Raw genomic sequence first — 15,233 nt, forward strand, 5'->3', positions numbered from 1 at the left:
TCCAATCAGTTGCGGAACGGGAATTTGAAAGCACGCAACAGGGCGCGACCTTCATCATCGTTCTTGGCAGTGGTGGTCAGGGTAATGTCCAGACCGCGGAGAGCATCGATCTTGTCGTAGTCGATTTCCGGGAAGATGATCTGCTCTTTAACGCCCATGCTGTAGTTACCACGACCATCGAAGGACTTGGCATTCAGGCCGCGGAAGTCGCGAACCCGAGGCAGGGAGATCGACAGCAGACGATCCAGGAACTCGTACATACGCTCACGGCGCAGGGTCACTTTGACGCCGATCGGCCAACCTTCACGGACTTTAAAGCCAGCGATGGATTTCCGAGCGTAGGTCACAACGACTTTCTGGCCGGTGATCTTTTCCAGGTCAGCAACAGCGTGCTCGATGACTTTTTTGTCGCCGATCGCTTCGCCCAGACCCATGTTCAGGGTGATTTTGGTAACGCGCGGAACTTCCATCACGTTCGAAAGCTTAAGTTCTTCCTTAAGTTTCGGTGCGATTTCCTTCCGGTAAATCTCTTTTAGTCGTGCCATGGTCTTCTACCTAGCAGTGTTCAAGCATCAACCGCTTTTTGGGTCGACTTGAAGACACGAATTTTCTTACCGTCTTCTACTTTGAAACCAACGCGGTCAGCCTTGTTGGTTTCGCCGTTGAAGATGGCGACGTTGGAAGCGTGCAGTGGCGCTTCTTTCTCGACGATACCGCCCTGTACGCCCGACATCGGGTTAGGCTTGGTATGACGCTTGACCAGGTTCAGACCACCAACGACCAGACGGTCATCAGCAAGAACCTTCAGCACCTTACCGCGCTTACCTTTGTCTTTGCCGGCGATCACGATGATCTCGTCGTCACGACGAATCTTTTGCATGTCGGATCTCCTTACAGCACTTCTGGGGCGAGCGAGACGATCTTCATGAACTTCTCAGTACGAAGTTCACGGGTCACTGGCCCAAAGATACGGGTGCCGATCGGCTCTTGCTTGTTGTTCAGAAGAACAGCAGCGTTGCCATCAAAGCGGATAATGGAGCCATCTGCACGGCGAACGCCGTGACGAGTGCGGACTACAACAGCAGTCATCACTTGGCCTTTTTTCACCTTACCGCGAGGAATTGCTTCCTTCACGGTAACTTTGATGATGTCACCGATACCAGCGTAACGACGATGGGAGCCACCCAGCACCTTGATGCACATAACGCGGCGAGCGCCGCTGTTATCGGCCACATCGAGCATGGATTGAGTCTGAATCATATAATTTCTCCGACCCCTAGTCCTTAGACTTCCACAGCGCGTTCGAGAACATCAACCAGCGCCCAAGACTTGGTCTTGGCCAAAGGACGAGTTTCACGAATAGTGACTTTGTCGCCGATGTGGCACTGATTGGTTTCGTCGTGCGCGTGCAGCTTAGTCGAACGCTTAACGTATTTACCGTAGATCGGGTGCTTAACGCGACGCTCGATCAGAACGGTGATGGTTTTGTCCATCTTGTCGCTGACAACACGGCCAGTCAGCGTACGGACAGTTTTTTCGGCTTCAGCCATGATTACTTACCTGCCTGCTGGTTGAGCACAGTCTTCACGCGAGCGATGTCACGCTTAACTTGCGAGAGCAGATGAGACTGCCCCAACTGGCCAGTTGCTTTCTGCATACGCAGATTGAACTGGTCGCGCAGCAGGCCGAGCAGTTGCTCGTTCAGCTGCTGTGCGGATTTTTCACGAAGTTCATTCGCTTTCATCACATCACCGTCCGTTTAACAAAGGAGGTGGCGAGCGGCAGCTTTGCAGCAGCCAGGGCGAAAGCCTCACGCGCCAGCTCTTCAGAAACACCCTCGATTTCATACAGGACTTTGCCTGGCTGAATCTGGGCAACCCAGTATTCCACGTTACCCTTACCTTTACCCATCCGAACTTCGAGTGGCTTTTTGGAAATAGGCTTGTCCGGGAATACACGGATCCAGATCTTGCCGCCACGTTTAACGTGACGGGTCAGTGCACGACGCGCTGACTCGATCTGACGAGCGGTGAGACGACCACGAGCAACAGACTTCAGCGCGAACTCGCCGAAGCTGACTTTGCTACCGCGCAATGCCAGGCCACGGTTGTGACCAGTCATTTGCTTGCGGAACTTCGTACGCTTTGGTTGCAACATTTGGCGTACCCCTTACTTAGCAGCTTTTTTACGAGGCGCTGGTGCTTGTGGTTTCAGTTCTTCTTGGCGACCACCAATTACTTCGCCTTTGAAGATCCAAACCTTTACACCGATCACACCATAAGTGGTGTGAGCTTCGTAGTTGGCATAGTCGATGTCGGCACGCAGGGTGTGCAGAGGCACACGACCTTCGCGATACCATTCAGTACGTGCGATTTCAGCACCGCCGAGACGACCGCTCACTTGGATTTTGATGCCTTTGGCACCAATGCGCATGGCGTTCTGAACAGCGCGCTTCATAGCGCGACGGAACATTACGCGACGCTCCAGCTGCTGAGCTACGCTCTGCGCAACCAGCATACCGTCGAGCTCCGGCTTGCGGATCTCTTCGATATTGATGTGCACAGGCACACCCATTTGCTTGGTCAGGTCCTGACGCAGTTTCTCAACATCTTCACCTTTCTTCCCGATAACGATACCTGGACGAGCGGTGTGGATGGTGATACGTGCAGTTTGGGCCGGACGATGGATATCGATACGGCTTACGGACGCGCTTTTTAGTTTGTCTTGGAGATACTCACGCACCTTCAGATCAGCGAACAAGTAGTCCGCATAAGTCCGACCGTCTGCGTACCAGACGGAGGTGTGCTCCTTGACGATTCCCAGGCGAATGCCAATGGGATGTACTTTCTGACCCATCTCTTCGACTCCGTTACTTGTCAGCAACCTTGACAGTGATATGGCAAGACCGCTTGACGATGCGATCAGCACGGCCTTTGGCACGTGGCATGATGCGCTTCAGCGAACGCCCTTCGTTAACGAAAACGGTGCTGACTTTCAGGTCATCAACGTCTGCGCCTTCGTTATGCTCGGCGTTGGCTACGGCCGACTCCAGCACTTTCTTCATGATCTCGGCGGCTTTCTTACTGCTGAAAGCCAACAGGTTGAGCGCTTCGCCCACCTTCTTCCCGCGGATCTGGTCGGCGACCAAGCGGGCTTTCTGGGCGGAGATTCGAGCGCCCGACAACTTAGCGGCTACTTCCATTTCCTAACCCCTTAACGCTTGGCTTTCTTGTCTGCCACGTGCCCACGATATGTGCGGGTACCGGCGAACTCGCCCAGTTTGTGGCCGACCATGTCTTCGTTAACGAGAACTGGGACGTGTTGACGACCGTTGTGTACTGCGATGGTCAGACCGACCATTTGTGGCAGGATCATCGAGCGACGCGACCAGGTTTTAACTGGTTTGCGATCGTTCTTTTCCGCCGCCACTTCGATCTTCTTCAGTAGGTGAAGATCGATAAAAGGACCTTTTTTCAGAGAACGTGGCACTGTCGTATCCCTCTATTTACTTGCGACGACGGACGATCATTTTGTCGGTACGCTTATTACCACGAGTCTTCGCGCCCTTAGTCGGGAAGCCCCATGGCGATACCGGATGACGACCACCAGAGGTACGACCTTCACCACCACCATGTGGGTGGTCAACCGGGTTCATGGCAACACCACGAACGGTTGGGCGAACGCCACGCCAGCGTTTGGCACCAGCTTTACCCAGCGAACGCAGGCTGTGCTCGGAGTTCGAGACTTCGCCTAGGGTCGCGCGGCATTCAGCCAGCACTTTACGCATCTCACCAGAACGCAGACGCAGGGTCACGTAGACACCTTCACGAGCGATCAGCTGAGCCGAAGCACCAGCGGAACGAGCGATTTGCGCGCCTTTACCTGGCTTCAATTCGATGCCGTGTACGGTGCTACCAACTGGAATGTTACGCAGTTGCAGAGCGTTGCCCGGCTTGATCGGTGCCAGAGCACCTGCGATCAGCTGGTCGCCAGCACTCACGCCTTTAGGCGCAATGATGTAGCGACGCTCGCCATCTGCGTACAGCAGCAGAGCGATGTGAGCAGTACGGTTTGGATCGTATTCGATACGCTCAACAGTGGCAGCGATGCCATCTTTGTCGTTGCGACGGAAATCGACCAGACGATAATGCTGCTTATGGCCACCACCAATGTGACGAGTGGTAATACGACCATTGTTGTTACGACCACCAGACTTCGATTTTTTCTCGAGCAGCGGTGCGTGAGGAGCGCCTTTATGCAGCTCCTGGTTGACCACCTTGACCACAAAACGGCGGCCAGGGGAAGTCGGTTTGCATTTAACGATTGCCATGATGCACCCCTTCCTTACTCAGCACTGCTGCTGAAATCGAGATCTTGGCCTGGCTGAAGGGAGATAACTGCCTTCTTCCAGTCATTACGCTTGCCCAGACCGCGAGCAGTGCGCTTGCTCTTACCCAGAACATTCAGGGTAGTAACACGCTCTACTTTCACGCTGAACAGGCTTTCGACGGCCTTCTTGATTTCCAGCTTGGTTGCGTCAGTGGCAACCTTGAAAACGAACTGGCCTTTCTTGTCTGCCAGAACCGTAGCCTTCTCGGAAACGTGCGGGCCAAGCAGAACTTTAAATACGCGTTCCTGGTTCATCCCAGCAGCTCCTCGAATTTCTTCACGGCCGACACGGTGATCAACACCTTGTCGTATGCGATCAGACTAACTGGATCGGAACCTTGCACATCACGTACATCAACGTGCGGCAGGTTACGAGCAGCCAGGTACAGGTTCTGATCAACAGCGTCCGACACGATCAGAACGTCGGTCAGGCTCATGTTGTTCAGTTTGCCCAGCAGGTCTTTGGTTTTCGGCGTTTCAACAGCGAAATCCTGAACCACGACCAGACGATCAGTACGCACCAGCTCAGCAAGGATGGAACGCATTGCTGCGCGATACATCTTCTTGTTCAGCTTCTGGGAGTGATCCTGAGGACGAGCTGCGAAAGTGGTACCGCCGCCACGCCAGATTGGGCTACGGATAGTACCGGCACGAGCACGGCCAGTACCTTTCTGACGCCATGGGCGCTTACCGCCACCACGAACGTCGGAACGGGTCTTTTGCTGCTTGCTACCTTGACGGCCGCCGGCCATGTAGGCCACGACTGCTTGGTGAACCAGCGTCTCGTTGAATTCGCCGCCAAATGTCAGTTCGGAAACTTCGATCGCTTGAGCGTCATTTACATTTAATTGCATGTCAGCTTCCCCTTAACCGCGAGCCTTGGCTGCTGGACGTACAACCAAGTTGCCGCCAGTAGCGCCAGGAACAGCGCCCTTGACCAACAACAGATTGCGTTCAGCGTCCACGCGCACTACTTCGAGGGACTGCACGGTCACGCGCTCAGCGCCCATATGACCGGACATTTTTTTGCCCTTGAATACACGACCAGGAGTCTGGCACTGGCCGATAGAGCCTGGAACGCGGTGGGATACGGAGTTACCGTGGGTGTTATCTTGCCCGCGGAAATTCCAACGCTTGATCGTACCCTGGAAGCCTTTACCTTTGGACTGACCGGTTACATCAACCAGTTGACCAGCAGCGAAGATTTCAGCATTGATCAGATCGCCGGCCTGGTACTCGCCTTCTTCAAGGCGGAATTCCATTACGGTACGACCAGCGGCAACGTTCGCCTTAGCGAAGTGGCCAGCTTGCGCAGCTGTAACACGCGAAGCACGACGCTCGCCTACAGTGACTTGCACTGCACGATAGCCATCGGTCTCTTCAGTTTTGAACTGGGTGACGCGATTCGGCTCGATCTCAATGACCGTGACCGGAATGGAGACACCTTCTTCGGTGAAAATACGGGTCATACCGCATTTACGACCGACTACACCAATAGTCATGTTGTAAACCTCATGAGTGTACGGGGCTTTCACCCGCTATGGCCGCCCATTTCAGAGCGTTACACGACTAAGACCGAGTCTTAGCCGAGGCTGATCTGCACTTCCACACCGGCCGCAAGATCAAGCTTCATAAGAGCATCAACGGTTTTATCCGTTGGCTGGACGATGTCCAGAACGCGCTTATGAGTACGGATCTCGTACTGGTCACGCGCGTCTTTGTTGACGTGCGGGGAGACCAGAACGGTGAACCGCTCTTTACGGGTAGGCAGTGGAATTGGACCACGCACTTGAGCACCAGTACGTTTCGCGGTTTCCACGATTTCCTGGGTGGATTGGTCGATCAGGCGATGGTCAAAAGCCTTCAACCTGATACGGATTTGCTGATTTTGCATTGGATTTCAGACTCCGGCTGCTATTCCCACCGGGCGCAATACGCCCGTTAAAAGGAGGCGCAATTCTATAGACGCCCCCGATAGGTGTCAACCCAATAAAAAAGCCCCCGCTGAGCGGGGGCTTTTTCAAAGCATCGAAGCTATCTCAGAAGAGAAGCTTACTCGATGATTTTAGCTACAACGCCAGCACCAACGGTACGGCCGCCTTCGCGAATAGCGAAACGCAGACCGTCTTCCATTGCGATGGTTTTGATCAGGGTAACAGTCATTTGAATGTTATCGCCTGGCATTACCATTTCAACGCCTTCTGGCAGCTCGCAGTTACCAGTCACGTCAGTAGTACGGAAGTAGAACTGTGGACGGTAGCCTTTGAAGAACGGAGTGTGACGACCGCCTTCTTCTTTGCTCAGAACGTAAACTTCTGCGGTGAACTTGGTGTGCGGCTTAACGGTACCTGGCTTAACCAGAACCTGACCACGCTCCACGTCATCACGCTTGGTGCCGCGCAGCAGCACGCCGCAGTTCTCGCCAGCACGACCTTCGTCGAGCAGTTTGCGGAACATTTCAACACCGGTGCAGGTGGTGACGGTAGTGTCACGCAGACCAACGATTTCCAGTGGATCCTGAACGCGAACGATACCGCGCTCGATACGACCAGTCACAACAGTACCGCGACCCGAGATCGAGAATACGTCTTCGATTGGCATCAGGAACGGCTTGTCAGTCAGACGAACTGGTTCTGGGATGTAGCTGTCCAGAGTTTCAACCAGTTTCTTGACGGCAGTGGTGCCCATCTCGTTATCGTCCAGACCATCCAGCGCCATACGAGCGGAGCCGATGATGATTGGAGTGTCGTCGCCTGGGAAGTCGTAAGTGCTCAGCAGATCGCGCACTTCCATCTCAACCAGTTCCAGCAGCTCAGCGTCGTCTACCAGGTCAGCCTTGTTCAGGAAAACCACGATGTACGGAACGCCTACCTGACGGGACAGCAGGATGTGCTCACGGGTTTGTGGCATCGGACCATCAGCGGCCGAGCAAACCAGGATAGCGCCGTCCATTTGAGCAGCACCGGTGATCATGTTCTTCACATAGTCAGCGTGACCTGGGCAGTCAACGTGAGCGTAGTGACGGATCTTCGAGTTGTACTCAACGTGAGCGGTGTTGATGGTGATACCGCGAGCTTTCTCTTCTGGTGCGCTGTCGATCTTGTCGAAGTCAACACGAGCCGAACCGAAAACTTCGGAGCAGACGCGAGTCAGAGCAGCGGTCAGAGTGGTTTTACCGTGGTCAACGTGACCGATAGTGCCAACGTTGACGTGCGGTAGGGAACGATCAAATTTTTCTTTAGCCACGACAATTAACTCCTTGCCTAAAGGACTGAATCAGCCTTGTTTTTTGGTAACGGTTTCGACGATGTGCGACGGAGCCGTATTGTATTTTTTGAATTCCATAGAGTAGCTTGCGCGACCCTGAGACATGGAACGAACGTCGGTCGCATAACCGAACATCTCGCCCAACGGAACCTCGGCACGAATTACTTTACCGGAAACCGTATCTTCCATACCCAGAATCATGCCGCGACGACGGTTAAGGTCGCCCATCACGTCACCCATATAGTCTTCAGGCGTAACAACCTCTACCGCCATGATCGGCTCAAGCAACTCACCACCACCCTTCTGGGCCAGTTGCTTGGTCGCCATGGAAGCAGCCACCTTAAACGCCATCTCGTTCGAGTCGACGTCGTGGTAAGAACCATCAAACACGGTAGCCTTCAGGCCGATCAGCGGATAGCCGGCAACAACACCGTTCTTCATCTGCTCTTCGATACCCTTCTGGATAGCCGGGATGTATTCCTTAGGAACCACACCACCCACTACTTCGTTCAGGAATTGCAGACCTTCCTGACCTTCGTCAGCAGGTGCAAAACGGATCCAGCAATGACCAAACTGGCCACGACCGCCGGACTGACGAACGAACTTGCCTTCGATTTCGCAGCTCTTCGTGATGCGCTCACGGTACGAAACTTGAGGCTTACCGATGTTGGCTTCGACGTTGAACTCACGGCGCATCCGGTCAACCAGGATGTCCAGGTGCAGCTCGCCCATGCCGGAGATGATCGTTTGACCAGTCTCTTCATCAGTTTTGACGCGGAAAGACGGGTCTTCCTGAGCAAGCTTGCCCAGAGCGATACCCATTTTTTCCTGGTCATCCTTGGTCTTAGGCTCTACGGCAACCGAAATAACCGGCTCCGGGAAGTCCATGCGAACCAGGATGATTGGCTTGTCAGCGTTGCACAAAGTTTCACCAGTGGTGACGTCCTTCATGCCGATCAAGGCCGCGATGTCACCAGCGCGTACTTCCTTGATTTCTTCACGGGCGTTTGCGTGCATTTGCACCATACGACCCACGCGCTCTTTCTTGCCTTTTACCGAGTTGATCACGCCGTCGCCGGAGGCCAACACGCCCGAGTAAACCCGAACAAAGGTCAAGGTACCCACGAATGGGTCGGTAGCGATCTTGAACGCCAGAGCCGCGAAAGGCTCGTCGTCGCTTGCATGACGCTCCATTTCCTCTTCCTCGTTATCCGGGTTGGAACCCTTGATAGCAGGAATGTCGGTTGGAGCAGGCAGGAAGTCGATAACGGCGTCGAGAACCAGGGGAACACCCTTGTTCTTGAAGGAAGAACCGCAAACAGCCAGAACGATCTCACCAGCGATAGTACGCTGACGCAGAGCGGCCTTGATTTCCTCGATGGAGAGCTCTTCCCCTTCGAGATACTTGTTCATCAGCTCTTCGTTGGCTTCGGCCGCAGCCTCGACCATGTTGCTGCGCCACTCTTCAGCCAGCTCTTGCAGCTCGGCAGGAATGTCCTTGCGAACAGGGACCATACCCTTGTCAGAGTCATTCCAGTAGACAGCTTGCATGTTGATCAGATCGATCTGACCCTGGAAGTTGTCTTCGGAACCGATAGCCAACTGGATTGGCACCGGAGTGTGACCCAGACGCTGCTTGATCTGACCGATCACGCGCAGGAAGTTAGCGCCAGCACGGTCCATCTTGTTTACGTAAACAAGACGTGGAACGCCGTACTTGTTGGCCTGACGCCATACGGTTTCCGACTGAGGCTCAACACCCGAAGTACCGCAGAACACAACGACAGCGCCGTCGAGTACGCGCAGGGAGCGTTCAACTTCAATAGTGAAGTCTACGTGGCCCGGGGTATCGATAACGTTGAAACGGTGTTCGTGCGAGTACTGCTTCTCAGAACCTTTCCAGAAGGCGGTGATAGCAGCAGAAGTAATGGTAATACCACGCTCCTGCTCCTGCACCATCCAGTCTGTGGTCGCGGCGCCGTCATGCACCTCGCCCATTTTGTGACTTTTGCCAGTGTAAAAAAGGACGCGCTCGGTGGTGGTGGTTTTACCAGCATCCACGTGAGCAACGATACCGATGTTACGGTAGCGGCTAATCGGAGTAGTACGAGCCATAAAGCCCTCGCAAAATTAGTGAAGCTAAAATTAGAAGCGGTAGTGCGAGAAAGCCTTGTTGGCTTCAGCCATACGGTGCACGTCTTCACGCTTCTTAACAGCAGCACCTTTACCTTCAGCAGCGTCCAACAGTTCGCCAGCCAAACGCAGAGCCATAGACTTCTCGCCGCGCTTACGGGCGAAGTCTACCAACCAGCGCATTGCCAGCGCGTTACGACGGGACGGACGAACTTCGACCGGAACCTGGTAAGTAGCACCGCCTACACGGCGCGACTTTACTTCGACCAGCGGAGCGATGGCGTCGAGAGCTTTCTCGAAGATTTCCAGGGGGTCGCTGTTCTTGCGTTCTTTAACCTTTTCCAGCGCGCCATAAACGATACGCTCGGCAACGGCTTTTTTGCCGCTTTCCATCACGTGGTTCATGAACTTGGCCAGGATTTGGCTTCCGTATTTTGGATCGTCAAGCACTTCGCGCTTGGCTGCTACGCGTCTTCTTGGCATGGATAAGCCCTCAAACGGTCTTCAGGTTCGCTCGGAATCGGTGCCCTTTCGGGACGCCTCCGACCTTACTCTTATCGACTCAGAAAAATAGAAATCGGTTTTTTGCTGCAAGCGACTATTACTTCGGACGCTTGGTACCGTACTTCGAACGACCTTGGTTACGACCTTTAACGCCGGAAGTATCCAAAGAGCCGCGAACGGTGTGGTAACGAACACCTGGCAAGTCTTTTACACGACCGCCGCGGATCAGTACCACGCTGTGCTCTTGCAGGTTGTGGCCTTCACCGCCGATGTACGAGGAAACCTCGAAACCGTTGGTCAGACGCACACGGCATACTTTACGCAGTGCCGAGTTAGGTTTTTTCGGCGTAGTGGTATACACACGGGTGCATACGCCACGACGTTGCGGGCAGTTCTGCAGCGCAGGCACGTCGGATTTCTCGACGATACGCTTACGCGGCTGACGTACCAGCTGGTTGATAGTTGCCATCTACTAGCTCCACTGTTGTCTTGCGACGCTATTGTCTTGCAAGAAAAGCAAAATGGCAGGAACGAATCCCCGCCAAATTTAGGGGTACAAGAGTCTAAAGAGGATCTTGCCCCCAGTCAAGGCAAGGCCCCGACCTCTCCCCCCATCCAACCTCGACAAATTGTCTCGACTGGATGAACGGAGCGATCAGGGCCTGCACTCATTTACTACCGCAGAACTCAGTTACCGCTCGAGTTCAGCGCTTCGGTCAGTGCAGCTTCCACTTCACTGGCGCTCACGCGCAACGGTTTGTCAGCATCACGGCGGCGCTTGCGCTCGCTGTGATAAGCCAGACCGGTACCGGCCGGGATCAGACGACCCACGACCACGTTTTCTTTCAAGCCGCGCAGGTAATCGCGCTTGCCGGTTACCGCCGCCTCGGTCAGTACGCGAGTGGTTTCCTGGAAGGAAGCCGCCGAGATGAACGATTCGGTGGACAACGACGCCTTGGTGATACCCAGCAGAACGCGAGTGAACTTGGAGACAAATTTGTCTTCATTGCTCAGACGCTCGTTCTCTACCAACACGTGAGTCAATTCCATCTGGTCGCCCTTGATGAAACTGGAATCGCCGGATTCAGCGATCTCAACTTTACGCAGCATCTGACGCAGGATGGTCTCGATGTGCTTGTCGTTGATCTTCACGCCTTGCAGACGGTAAACGTCCTGGATCTCGTTCACGATGTACTTGGCCAGCGCACTCACACCCAGCAGACGCAGGATGTCGTGTGGATCGCTCGGACCGTCGGAGATAACTTCGCCGCGGTTTACCTGTTCGCCTTCGAAGACGTTCAGGTGACGCCACTTCGGAATCAGCTCTTCGTACGGATCGCTACCGTCGTTCGGGGTGATAACCAGACGGCGCTTGCCTTTGGTCTCTTTACCGAACGCGATGGTGCCGCTGACTTCAGCCAGAATCGAGGCTTCTTTCGGACGACGGGCTTCGAACAAGTCGGCAACACGCGGCAGACCACCGGTGATGTCACGGGTCTTCGAAGTCTCTTGCGGAATACGAGCGATAACATCACCGATCGCGATTTTCGCACCGTCCGCTACACCGACCAGGGCGTTAGCAGGCAGGAAGTACTGAGCAATTACGTCGGTACCCGGCAGCAAGAGATCCTTGCCGTTGTCATCAACCATCTTCACAGCAGGACGGATATCTTTACCGGCAGCTGGACGGTCTTTGGCGTCGAGTACTTCAATGTTGGTCATACCGGTCAATTCGTCAGTCTGACGCTTGATCGTGATGCCTTCTTCCATACCCACGTAGGTCACGGTACCTTTCATTTCGGTGACGATTGGGTGAGTGTGCGGATCCCACTTGGCCACGATTGCGCCAGCGTCGACCTTGTCACCTTCTTTAACCGAAATCACAGCACCGTACGGCAGCTTGTAGCGCTCACGCTCACGACCGAAGTCATCAGCGATTGCCAGCTCACCGGAACGGGACACAGCAACCAGGCAACCGTCCACTCGCTCAACGTGCTTCAGGTTATGCAGACGGACGGTACCGCCATTCTTCACCTGAACGCTGTCGGCTGCGGAGGTCCGGCTTGCCGCACCACCGATGTGGAACGTACGCATGGTCAGCTGGGTACCCGGCTCACCGATGGACTGGGCAGCGATAACGCCGACCGCTTCACCGATGTTCACCTGGTGACCACGAGCCAAGTCACGACCGTAGCACTTGGCGCAAATGCCATAGCGGGTTTCGCAGCTGATCGGCGAACGCACGATCACTTCGTCGATGCTGTTCAGCTCGATGAACTCGACCCACTTCTCGTCTACCAGAGTGCCGGCAGGAACGATAACTTCCTCGGTGCCTGGCTTGAATACGTCACGGGCAATGACACGACCCAATACGCGCTCACCCAACGGCTCAACAACGTCACCGCCTTCAATGTGCGGAGTCATTACCAGGCCATGTTCGGTACCGCAATCGATCTCGGTCACAACCAGATCCTGCGCCACGTCTACCAGACGACGAGTCAGGTAACCGGAGTTCGCAGTTTTCAACGCGGTATCCGCCAGACCTTTACGAGCACCGTGAGTAGAGATGAAGTACTGAAGTACGCTCAAACCTTCACGGAAGTTCGCAGTAATCGGCGTTTCGATGATGGAACCGTCCGGCTTGGCCATCAGGCCACGCATACCGGCGAGCTGACGGATCTGCGCAGCAGAACCCCGTGCGCCCGAGTCGGCCATCATGTACATCGAGTTGAAGGATTCCTGATCGACTTCGACGCCATGGCGGTCAATGACTTTCTCTTTCGAGAGGTTGGCCATCATCGCCTTGGAAACTTCGTCGTTCGCCTTGGACCAAAGGTCGATCACTTTGTTGTACTTCTCGCCCTGGGTTACCAGGCCGGAGGCGTACTGACTTTCGATCTCTTTCACTTCGTCGGTGGCGGCACCGATGATGCGGGCTTTTTCATCCGGGATAACGAAGTCGTTAACACCGATGGAAACGCCGGAGATGGTCGAATAGGCAAAACCGGTGTACATCAACTGGTCAGCGAAGATCACGGTCTCTTTCAAACCAACCACGCGGTAGCACTGGTTGATCAGCTTGGAGATCGCTTTCTTCTTCATCGGCAGGTTGACGACGTCGAAGGACAGACCTTTTGGCACAACCTGGAACAACAGCGCACGACCGACGGTAGTGTCGACGATACGAGTGTTGGTCACGCTGCCGCCATCACGATCGTTCACGGTTTCGTTGATCCGCACCTTGACCTTGGCGTGCAGTGCGGCTTCGCCGGCACGGAACACACGGTCAACTTCCTGCAGATCCGCGAACACACGACCTTCGCCTTTGGCGTTGATCGCTTCACGAGTCATGTAGTACAGACCCAATACAACGTCCTGCGAAGGAACGATGATTGGCTCACCGTTGGCTGGCGACAGAATGTTGTTGGTCGACATCATCAACGCACGCGCTTCCAGCTGGGCTTCCAGCGTCAGCGGTACGTGCACGGCCATTTGGTCGCCGTCGAAGTCGGCGTTGTACGCAGCACAGACCAGAGGGTGCAGCTGGATAGCCTTACCTTCGATCAGTACCGGTTCAAACGCCTGGATACCCAGACGGTGAAGGGTCGGTGCACGGTTGAGGAGAACCGGGTGTTCGCGAATCACTTCAGCGAGAACGTCCCAAACCTCTGGCAGCTCACGCTCAACCATCTTCTTGGCCGCTTTGATGGTGGTAGCAAGACCACGCATTTCCAGCTTGCCGAAAATGAACGGTTTGAACAGCTCGAGAGCCATCTTCTTCGGCAGACCGCACTGGTGCAGACGCAGGGTCGGACCTACGGTAATTACCGAACGACCGGAGTAGTCAACACGCTTACCGAGCAAGTTCTGACGGAAACGACCTTGCTTACCCTTGATCATGTCAGCCAGGGATTTCAGAGGACGCTTGTTGGAACCGGTGATAGCGCGGCCACGACGACCGTTGTCGAGCAGTGCGTCGACGGCTTCCTGCAACATACGCTTTTCGTTGCGCACGATGATGTCCGGAGCGGACAGATCAAGCAGGCGCTTCAAACGGTTGTTACGGTTGATCACTCGACGATACAGATCGTTGAGGTCGGAAGTCGCGAAACGACCGCCATCCAATGGGACCAGTGGACGCAGATCTGGCGGCAGAACCGGCAGAACGGTCAGCACCATCCACTCTGGCAGGTTGCCGGAACCCTGGAAGGCTTCCATCAACTTCAGACGCTTGGACAGCTTTTTGATTTTGGTTTCGGAGTTGGTTTGCGGAATCTCTTCACGCAGACGGCCAATCTCGTGCTCCAGGTCGATAGCGTGCAGCAGTTCACGGACAGCTTCAGCACCCATGCGGGCATCGAAATCGTCGCCGAACTCTTCCAGCGCTTCGAAGTACTGCTCGTCGTTGAGCAGCTGACCCTTTTCAAGGGTGGTCATGCCTGGATCGATAACGACATAGCTCTCGAAGTAGAGAACGCGCTCGATATCACGCAGGGTCATGTCCATCAGCAAGCCGATACGGGACGGCAGCGATTTCAGGAACCAGATGTGGGCTACTGGCGAGGCCAGCTCGATGTGCGCCATGCGCTCACGACGAACTTTTGCCAGCGCGACTTCAACGCCGCACTTCTCGCAGATCACACCACGGTGCTTCAAGCGCTTGTACTTACCGCACAGGCACTCGTAATCCTTTACCGGGCCAAAGATCTTGGCGCAGAACAGGCCGTCACGCTCAGGTTTGAACGTACGGTAGTTGATGGTTTCCGGCTTTTTAACTTCACCGAACGACCACGAACGGATCATCTCAGGCGATGCCAATCCAATACGGATGGCGTCGAACTCTTCGACTTGACCCTGGTTTTTCAGCAAATTCAGTAGGTCTTTCAAGGCCTTTCCTCCTGGCGGAGCAGAGAGCGGGCAATCCTGCCCCGCTCTCGATT

General features: G+C 54.7%; 19 protein-coding genes. All 19 read right to left on the reverse strand.

Translation table 11 applies throughout. The features are described 5' to 3' along the window. Positions 1-5: 5 nt before the first annotated feature. On the reverse strand, positions 6-545 hold the full coding sequence (rplE, locus tag FFH90_RS27575; protein WP_003210069.1) for a 50S ribosomal protein L5: 540 nt from the start codon (positions 543-545) through the stop codon (positions 6-8). A gap of 20 nt (positions 546-565) precedes the next feature. Beyond that, on the reverse strand, positions 566-880 hold the full coding sequence (rplX, locus tag FFH90_RS27580) for a 50S ribosomal protein L24 (protein ID WP_007896770.1): 315 nt from the start codon (positions 878-880) through the stop codon (positions 566-568). A gap of 11 nt (positions 881-891) precedes the next feature. Then, positions 892-1,260 (reverse strand): 50S ribosomal protein L14, encoded by a 369-nt coding sequence (gene rplN / locus FFH90_RS27585; protein ID WP_002555479.1) that lies wholly within the window; start codon positions 1,258-1,260, stop codon positions 892-894. Positions 1,261-1,283: 23 nt separating this feature from the next. After that, positions 1,284-1,550 (reverse strand): 30S ribosomal protein S17, encoded by a 267-nt coding sequence (rpsQ, locus tag FFH90_RS27590; protein WP_003176419.1) that lies wholly within the window; start codon positions 1,548-1,550, stop codon positions 1,284-1,286. Positions 1,551-1,552: 2 nt separating this feature from the next. Continuing rightward, positions 1,553-1,744: a 50S ribosomal protein L29 gene (gene rpmC / locus FFH90_RS27595; protein WP_002555481.1), complete on the reverse strand. Its 192-nt coding sequence runs from the start codon at positions 1,742-1,744 to the stop codon at positions 1,553-1,555. Further along, the gene (rplP, locus tag FFH90_RS27600; protein ID WP_003228729.1) at positions 1,744-2,157 is read right to left on the reverse strand and encodes a 50S ribosomal protein L16; all 414 of its coding nucleotides are present in this window, start codon (positions 2,155-2,157) and stop codon (positions 1,744-1,746) included. Before rplP ends, rpmC begins: the two co-directional genes overlap by 1 nt. Before the next feature lie 12 nt (positions 2,158-2,169). Further along, on the reverse strand, positions 2,170-2,856 hold the full coding sequence (rpsC, locus tag FFH90_RS27605) for a 30S ribosomal protein S3 (RefSeq protein WP_003176422.1): 687 nt from the start codon (positions 2,854-2,856) through the stop codon (positions 2,170-2,172). A gap of 13 nt (positions 2,857-2,869) precedes the next feature. Then, positions 2,870-3,202, reverse strand: coding sequence for a 50S ribosomal protein L22 (gene rplV / locus FFH90_RS27610; protein WP_003103908.1), 333 nt, complete (start codon positions 3,200-3,202; stop codon positions 2,870-2,872). 11 nt (positions 3,203-3,213) lie between these two features. Beyond that, positions 3,214-3,489 carry a 30S ribosomal protein S19 gene (gene rpsS, locus FFH90_RS27615; protein ID WP_002555486.1) on the reverse strand — a complete coding sequence of 92 codons (276 nt, stop codon included), beginning with the start codon at positions 3,487-3,489 and terminating at the stop codon, positions 3,214-3,216. A gap of 16 nt (positions 3,490-3,505) precedes the next feature. Then, positions 3,506-4,330, reverse strand: a complete 825-nt coding sequence (rplB, locus tag FFH90_RS27620; RefSeq protein WP_003186055.1) for a 50S ribosomal protein L2 — start codon at positions 4,328-4,330, stop codon at positions 3,506-3,508. A 14-nt stretch (positions 4,331-4,344) separates the two neighbouring features. Then, on the reverse strand, positions 4,345-4,644 hold the full coding sequence (gene rplW, locus FFH90_RS27625) for a 50S ribosomal protein L23 (RefSeq protein ID WP_002555488.1): 300 nt from the start codon (positions 4,642-4,644) through the stop codon (positions 4,345-4,347). Further along, entirely contained in the window at positions 4,641-5,243 is a 603-nt protein-coding gene (gene rplD, locus FFH90_RS27630; RefSeq protein ID WP_003228735.1) for a 50S ribosomal protein L4, read from the reverse strand. Before rplD ends, rplW begins: the two co-directional genes overlap by 4 nt. Positions 5,244-5,255: 12 nt before the next feature. Then, on the reverse strand, positions 5,256-5,891 hold the full coding sequence (rplC, locus tag FFH90_RS27635) for a 50S ribosomal protein L3 (protein ID WP_003186059.1): 636 nt from the start codon (positions 5,889-5,891) through the stop codon (positions 5,256-5,258). 80 nt (positions 5,892-5,971) lie between these two features. Further along, entirely contained in the window at positions 5,972-6,283 is a 312-nt protein-coding gene (rpsJ, locus tag FFH90_RS27640) for a 30S ribosomal protein S10 (RefSeq protein WP_003186070.1), read from the reverse strand. Positions 6,284-6,441: 158 nt separating this feature from the next. Next, entirely contained in the window at positions 6,442-7,635 is a 1,194-nt protein-coding gene (gene tuf / locus FFH90_RS27645) for an elongation factor Tu (RefSeq protein WP_007933700.1), read from the reverse strand. Positions 7,636-7,665: 30 nt separating this feature from the next. Beyond that, positions 7,666-9,771, reverse strand: coding sequence for an elongation factor G (gene fusA / locus FFH90_RS27650; protein ID WP_007933703.1), 2,106 nt, complete (start codon positions 9,769-9,771; stop codon positions 7,666-7,668). A 30-nt stretch (positions 9,772-9,801) separates the two neighbouring features. Next, positions 9,802-10,272 carry a 30S ribosomal protein S7 gene (gene rpsG, locus FFH90_RS27655; RefSeq protein WP_002555493.1) on the reverse strand — a complete coding sequence of 157 codons (471 nt, stop codon included), beginning with the start codon at positions 10,270-10,272 and terminating at the stop codon, positions 9,802-9,804. Positions 10,273-10,390: 118 nt separating this feature from the next. Continuing rightward, entirely contained in the window at positions 10,391-10,762 is a 372-nt protein-coding gene (gene rpsL / locus FFH90_RS27660) for a 30S ribosomal protein S12 (RefSeq protein WP_003186084.1), read from the reverse strand. Between the two features lie 218 nt (positions 10,763-10,980). Continuing rightward, entirely contained in the window at positions 10,981-15,180 is a 4,200-nt protein-coding gene (rpoC, locus tag FFH90_RS27665) for a DNA-directed RNA polymerase subunit beta' (RefSeq protein ID WP_007933713.1), read from the reverse strand. Positions 15,181-15,233 lie beyond the last annotated feature (53 nt).

The organism is Pseudomonas sp. ATCC 43928 (assembly GCF_005938665.2).
Classification (GTDB): Bacteria; Pseudomonadota; Gammaproteobacteria; order Pseudomonadales; family Pseudomonadaceae; genus Aquipseudomonas.

Excerpts from the sequence above, each read along its gene's own strand:
- rplC (WP_003186059.1), bottom strand. The coding sequence starts at position 5,891 with ATGACTATTGGTGTAGTCGGTCGTAAATGCGGTATGACCCGTATTTTC.
- fusA (WP_007933703.1), bottom strand. The coding sequence starts at position 9,771 with ATGGCTCGTACTACTCCGATTAGCCGCTACCGTAACATCGGTATCGTT.
- rplW (WP_002555488.1), bottom strand. The coding sequence starts at position 4,644 with ATGAACCAGGAACGCGTATTTAAAGTTCTGCTTGGCCCGCACGTTTCC.
- rpsG (WP_002555493.1), bottom strand. The coding sequence starts at position 10,272 with ATGCCAAGAAGACGCGTAGCAGCCAAGCGCGAAGTGCTTGACGATCCA.
- rpsC (WP_003176422.1), bottom strand. The coding sequence starts at position 2,856 with ATGGGTCAGAAAGTACATCCCATTGGCATTCGCCTGGGAATCGTCAAG.
- rplN (WP_002555479.1), bottom strand. The coding sequence starts at position 1,260 with ATGATTCAGACTCAATCCATGCTCGATGTGGCCGATAACAGCGGCGCT.
- rpsJ (WP_003186070.1), bottom strand. The coding sequence starts at position 6,283 with ATGCAAAATCAGCAAATCCGTATCAGGTTGAAGGCTTTTGACCATCGC.
- rplE (WP_003210069.1), bottom strand. The coding sequence starts at position 545 with ATGGCACGACTAAAAGAGATTTACCGGAAGGAAATCGCACCGAAACTT.
- rpmC (WP_002555481.1), bottom strand. The coding sequence starts at position 1,744 with ATGAAAGCGAATGAACTTCGTGAAAAATCCGCACAGCAGCTGAACGAG.
- rpsQ (WP_003176419.1), bottom strand. The coding sequence starts at position 1,550 with ATGGCTGAAGCCGAAAAAACTGTCCGTACGCTGACTGGCCGTGTTGTC.
- rpsL (WP_003186084.1), bottom strand. The coding sequence starts at position 10,762 with ATGGCAACTATCAACCAGCTGGTACGTCAGCCGCGTAAGCGTATCGTC.
- rplB (WP_003186055.1), bottom strand. The coding sequence starts at position 4,330 with ATGGCAATCGTTAAATGCAAACCGACTTCCCCTGGCCGCCGTTTTGTG.
- rplD (WP_003228735.1), bottom strand. The coding sequence starts at position 5,243 with ATGCAATTAAATGTAAATGACGCTCAAGCGATCGAAGTTTCCGAACTG.
- rplP (WP_003228729.1), bottom strand. The coding sequence starts at position 2,157 with ATGTTGCAACCAAAGCGTACGAAGTTCCGCAAGCAAATGACTGGTCAC.
- rplX (WP_007896770.1), bottom strand. The coding sequence starts at position 880 with ATGCAAAAGATTCGTCGTGACGACGAGATCATCGTGATCGCCGGCAAA.
- rplV (WP_003103908.1), bottom strand. The coding sequence starts at position 3,202 with ATGGAAGTAGCCGCTAAGTTGTCGGGCGCTCGAATCTCCGCCCAGAAA.